At 74.2% G+C, this 4,307-nt stretch carries 2 protein-coding genes; both read left to right on the forward strand.

What is annotated here, in order from left to right:
* The coding region (locus AOK16_RS01110; RefSeq protein WP_055470302.1) for a GTPase at positions 1 to 2,122 on the forward strand (2,122 nt) is incomplete at its 5' end.
* Positions 2,123 to 2,575: 453 nt separating this feature from the next.
* Positions 2,576 to 3,988: an LAETG motif-containing sortase-dependent surface protein gene (locus AOK16_RS01115; protein ID WP_055470303.1), complete on the forward strand. Its 1,413-nt coding sequence runs from the start codon at positions 2,576 to 2,578 to the stop codon at positions 3,986 to 3,988.
* Positions 3,989 to 4,307: the final 319 nt, after the last annotated feature.

Consider the following 4,307-nt stretch of genomic DNA (forward strand, 5'->3'; position numbering starts at 1 on the left):
GGCCCACGCGCGCGTGGCGAAGGGCCGTACGGTCGAGGCGTACGCGGGGCGCACGCGCTCGGTGGAGCCGTACGCGGAACAGCGGTACGCGGAGAAGTCGTTCACCGAGGGCCGCCCCAGGGCCACCGCCACGTCCGTGACCGTACGGCCCACCTCGGCCCAGCCCTCCTGGGACGACGGGCTGATCGCCCGGCGTGCGCGGCGCGAGGCCGACGCGGCGGTCGAGCACCCCGCGGAGGCGGCGACGGCCCTCAAGGAGCAGGCCCCCGGGGAAGGATCCCCGGCCACGCGCGCGGGGGAGGCCGAGCACCGGACGCCCGCCGCTCCCGTCCACGAAGGGGGAGCGGCCGTCCGCGCGGGGGCGGCCATGGCGCTCGCGCCGCGCCCGGCCGCGCCGCCCAGCACCGCCCCCCACCGCACCGGGTTCAACCGGGGACTGCGGCAACGGCTGGAAGCCACCCGGGAGTTGGTCGGACTCTCGCGCGCCCGCCTCGAGGCGCGGACGCTCGCCGAGGCCTCACACGTCCTGGAGGAGGCCGCCGCCCGCCACCGGCTCTCCCTCGACCACACCGTCGTGGCCATCGCCGGAGCCTCGGGCAGCGGGAAGTCCAGCCTCTTCAACTCCCTGATCGGCGCCCCCCTCTCGGAGGCGGGCGTCCGCCGACCCACGACCTCGGCGCCGATCGCCTGCAGCTGGTCCGAGGGCTCCGAAGGGCTGCTGGACCGGCTCGGCGTGCCGCCCCGGCTGCGGCGCCGCCCGCCGCGCGTGAACGACACCGCGCTGCACGAGCCCGCGCTGCGCAACCTCGTCCTGATCGACATGCCCGACCACGACTCGGCCGTGTCCGGGCGGCGGGAGCAGGTCGACCGGCTGCTGGGGCTCGTGGACGCGGTGGTGTGGGTCGTCGACCCGGAGAAGTACGCGGACGCCGTGCTGCACGAGCGCTACCTGCGGCCGCTCGCCGGGTACTCCGAGGTCACGTTCGTGGTCCTCAACCAGGTCGACCGGCTGCCCGGGGAGGCCACCGACCAGGTGCTGGACGACCTGCGGCGGCTGCTGGACGAGGACGGGATCGCGCTCGGCGAGCACGGCGAGCCCGGCGCGACCGTACTGCCCGTGTCCGCCGCCACCGGGGAGGGCGTCGGCGAACTCCGCCGCCGCCTCGGCGAGTTCAGCGCCGAGGGCAAGGCCGCCGAGCGCCGGCTGACGGCGGACCTCGACGGCGCCACCGAGCGCCTGAGCACCGTCTTCCTGGCAGAGCGGCGCCCCGGCCTGACGGAGGAGTCGCGCGCCGCCTTCGAGGACCGGCTCGCGGAGGCGGTCGGCGCGGTGGCCGCCGGGCAGGCCGCGGAGCGCGAGTGGCTGCGCCACGCGGAACTGGCCTGCGGCGCGCCCTGGGCGCAGCTCAAGCGGCGGTACGACGCGAAGGCGCAGACGAAGCCGAAGAAGAAGGCCGAGCCCGGGGCGGCGGAGACCGGGGATGAGCCGAAGCCGGAGCCGAAGTCCGGGGCGGCCGACGGCGCCGTGGCGCGGGAGAGAAGCGGGAGCGGCGCGGACGCGGCCGGGCAGCCCGTGCTCAGCGCGGCGCGCGCGATGGTCGGGCAGGCCGTACGGGCCGTGTCGGACGAGGCGTCGGAGGGCCTGCCGGACCCCTGGGCGCAGGCCGTACGGGAGGCGGCGGTACGCGGTGGGGGGCGGCTGCCGGACGCGCTGGACAAGGCGGCGGTGCAGGCCGCTGGTGCGGCGCGGCCCACCGGGCCCGGCTGGTGGTCGGTCGCCTCGGCGCTGCAAGGGGCGCTGCTGGTGCTCCAAGTCGTGGGCGCGCTCTGGCTGGTGGCGACCGTGGTCGCCGGGCCGGGCGACGGCTGGCTGATGCCCGCGCTGCTGATGGCGGTCGGGGTCGTGGCCGGCCCGGCGCTGGCCTGGTGCTGCCGGCTGGCGGCGCGGGGTCCTGCCCGGCGGTACGGGCAGGAGGCCGAGCGGCGGCTGCGCGGCGCGGCAGCCTCGTCCGGGCGGGCGCGGGTGCTGGAGCCGGTGGCCGCGGAACTGCTGCGCTACCGCGAGGTGCGGGACCAGTACTTCGTCGCGGCGGGCGGGTCGAGGCACTCGACGCTGCTGTAGCGGCGGGCCCGCGCCTTTTCGGCCGCTTTCGAGTGACGGAGTTATCCACAACCCGCGCTCTGTCCACAGGCCCGAGCGGCTGTCGGCGATCGCGTGCACCATGGAAATGCGCGGTGGAGGAGAGGGCCGCGCGGGGCGGAACGGGCCGAGGGGTGAGAACGGGGTGGGGAAGCATGAGCGAGTTCGTTTGAGTTCAACCGCCCAAGCGGCGGGCGCTGTTGGTGGGGCCGGCTTCCCAAGTGGCTGGTTTAGCGTGCGGATTTGTCGATAATCCCAGGTCAGGTAACGCTCTGGGCTATAACGATTCCGAGTCGGATCCTTATTCGAGTGTGCATCGTGGGGCTGGTGTTACTCCGGTGTCCTTAGGATCCGTCCGTACGCACGGGGGCCCGTAATGAGTGTGTATGCGAGGCGCAGCTTCCCCCACGTCGCCTCGCTCGGAGGGGAATCCACATGTTTTCTGTACGCAGGTGGGGCGCTACCCGCCTAGCCGCCGCCGTGCTGGCCTCGGGTCTTGCCGCGGTGGGCGCGATAGCCGCGGCGGGTCCGGCCGCCGCCGATGACACCGTGCCCGCCTCGGGCGGCGCCAATGCCGTCCTGGACGGTCTGAGGACGTTCGGCCAGGCCGTCATCCACAACGACGCCGGGGACCAGAAGGTCGGCGCCGGGCTCTTCCAGATGACGGTCGAGGGCGGCGGCACGCTCCAGACGTACTGCATCGACGTCCACAACCCGACGCAGGCCAACGCCAAGTACCAGGAGAAGCCCTGGAGCCAGACCTCGCTGCACGACAACGCCGACGCGGGCAAGATCCGTTGGATCCTGCAGAACTCCTATCCGCAGGTGAACGACCTCAGCAAGCTCGCGGCCGCCGCCAAGTCCGGGGCGCTGACCGAGAAGACCGCGGCCACCGGAACCCAGGTCGCGATCTGGCGGTTCTCGGACCGGGTCGACGTCGAGGCCGTCGACCCGGCCGCGGAGAAGCTCGCCGACTGGCTCGAGGCCTCCGCCCGGGACCTGGAGGAGCCCAGGGCCTCGCTGACGCTCGACCCGCCCGCCGTCTCCGGCAAGTCCGGTGACCGGCTGGGCCCGGTCACCGTCCACACCGACGCCGCCAGCGTCGCCGTCAGCCTCGACCCGGCGGCCGAGGCCACCGGCGTCAAGGTGGTCGGCCGCGACGGCGCGCCCGCCACCGCCGCAGCCAACGGCACCGAGCTGTTCTTCGACGTGCCGAAGGGCGCGGCCGACGGCTCGACCTCGCTGACCGCCCAGGCCACCACGAAGGTGCCGGTCGGCCGCGCCTTCGCCAGCGACAGCAAGAGCCAGACGCAGATCCTGGCCGGCTCCAGCGACAGCACCGTCAAGGCGACGGCCACCGCCGACTGGGCCAAGAAGGGCGCGATACCCGCGGTCTCCGCGGAGAAGAACTGCGCCAAGGGCGGCGTGGACGTCACCGCGGCGAACCAGGGCGACGAACCGTTCACCTTCGAGCTCGCGGGCACCGAGTACACCGTGGAGGCGGGCCGCTCCCGGACCGTCACGGTCCCGGTGAAGGAGGACCAGGCCTACGACTTCACCATCACGGGCCCGAACGGCTTCGAGAAGAACTTCTCCGGCGTCCTCGACTGCAAGACCGCGGGCACCCCGAGCACCGACCGGCCCTCGCCCGAGCCGAGCCCGGCCTCGGCCGGCGGCTCCTCCGAGGGTTCCACCGGCGGCAGCGGTACCAGCGGTGAGGACCTGGCCGAGACCGGCAGCAGCAGCGCCACGCCGGTGATCGCGGGCATAGCCGTCGCGCTGGTCGCCGTCGGCGGCGGCGCGGTCTTCCTGCTCCGCAGGCGGAAGGCCGGCACGGCCGGCGAGTGACGGCGGCGGTGACCGGCCGGTGGCGCGCCCAGCGCCCCGGCCGGCCACCGGTCCCGGCGCCCTCGTGGGGGCGCGGGGCGATCTGGTTTCCGCCCGGCGCAAGCGTTACGGCAAGATGGGTGTATCTGCCCTCACGCGGGGCGGAGCCGCTTATTGGCCCCCACACGACTGCCGGACGGTTTCTCTTGGCTGAGTTCATCTACACCATGCGCAAGGCGCGCAAGGCGCACGGCGACAAGGTGATCCTCGACGACGTCACGCTGAGCTTCCTGCCCGGCGCGAAGATCGGTGTCGTCGGCCCGAACGGCGCCGGCAAGTC

Origin of the sequence: Streptomyces pathocidini (genome assembly GCF_001418495.1) — a bacterium.
In the GTDB taxonomy this organism is placed as follows: Bacteria; Actinomycetota; Actinomycetes; order Streptomycetales; family Streptomycetaceae; genus Streptomyces; species Streptomyces pathocidini.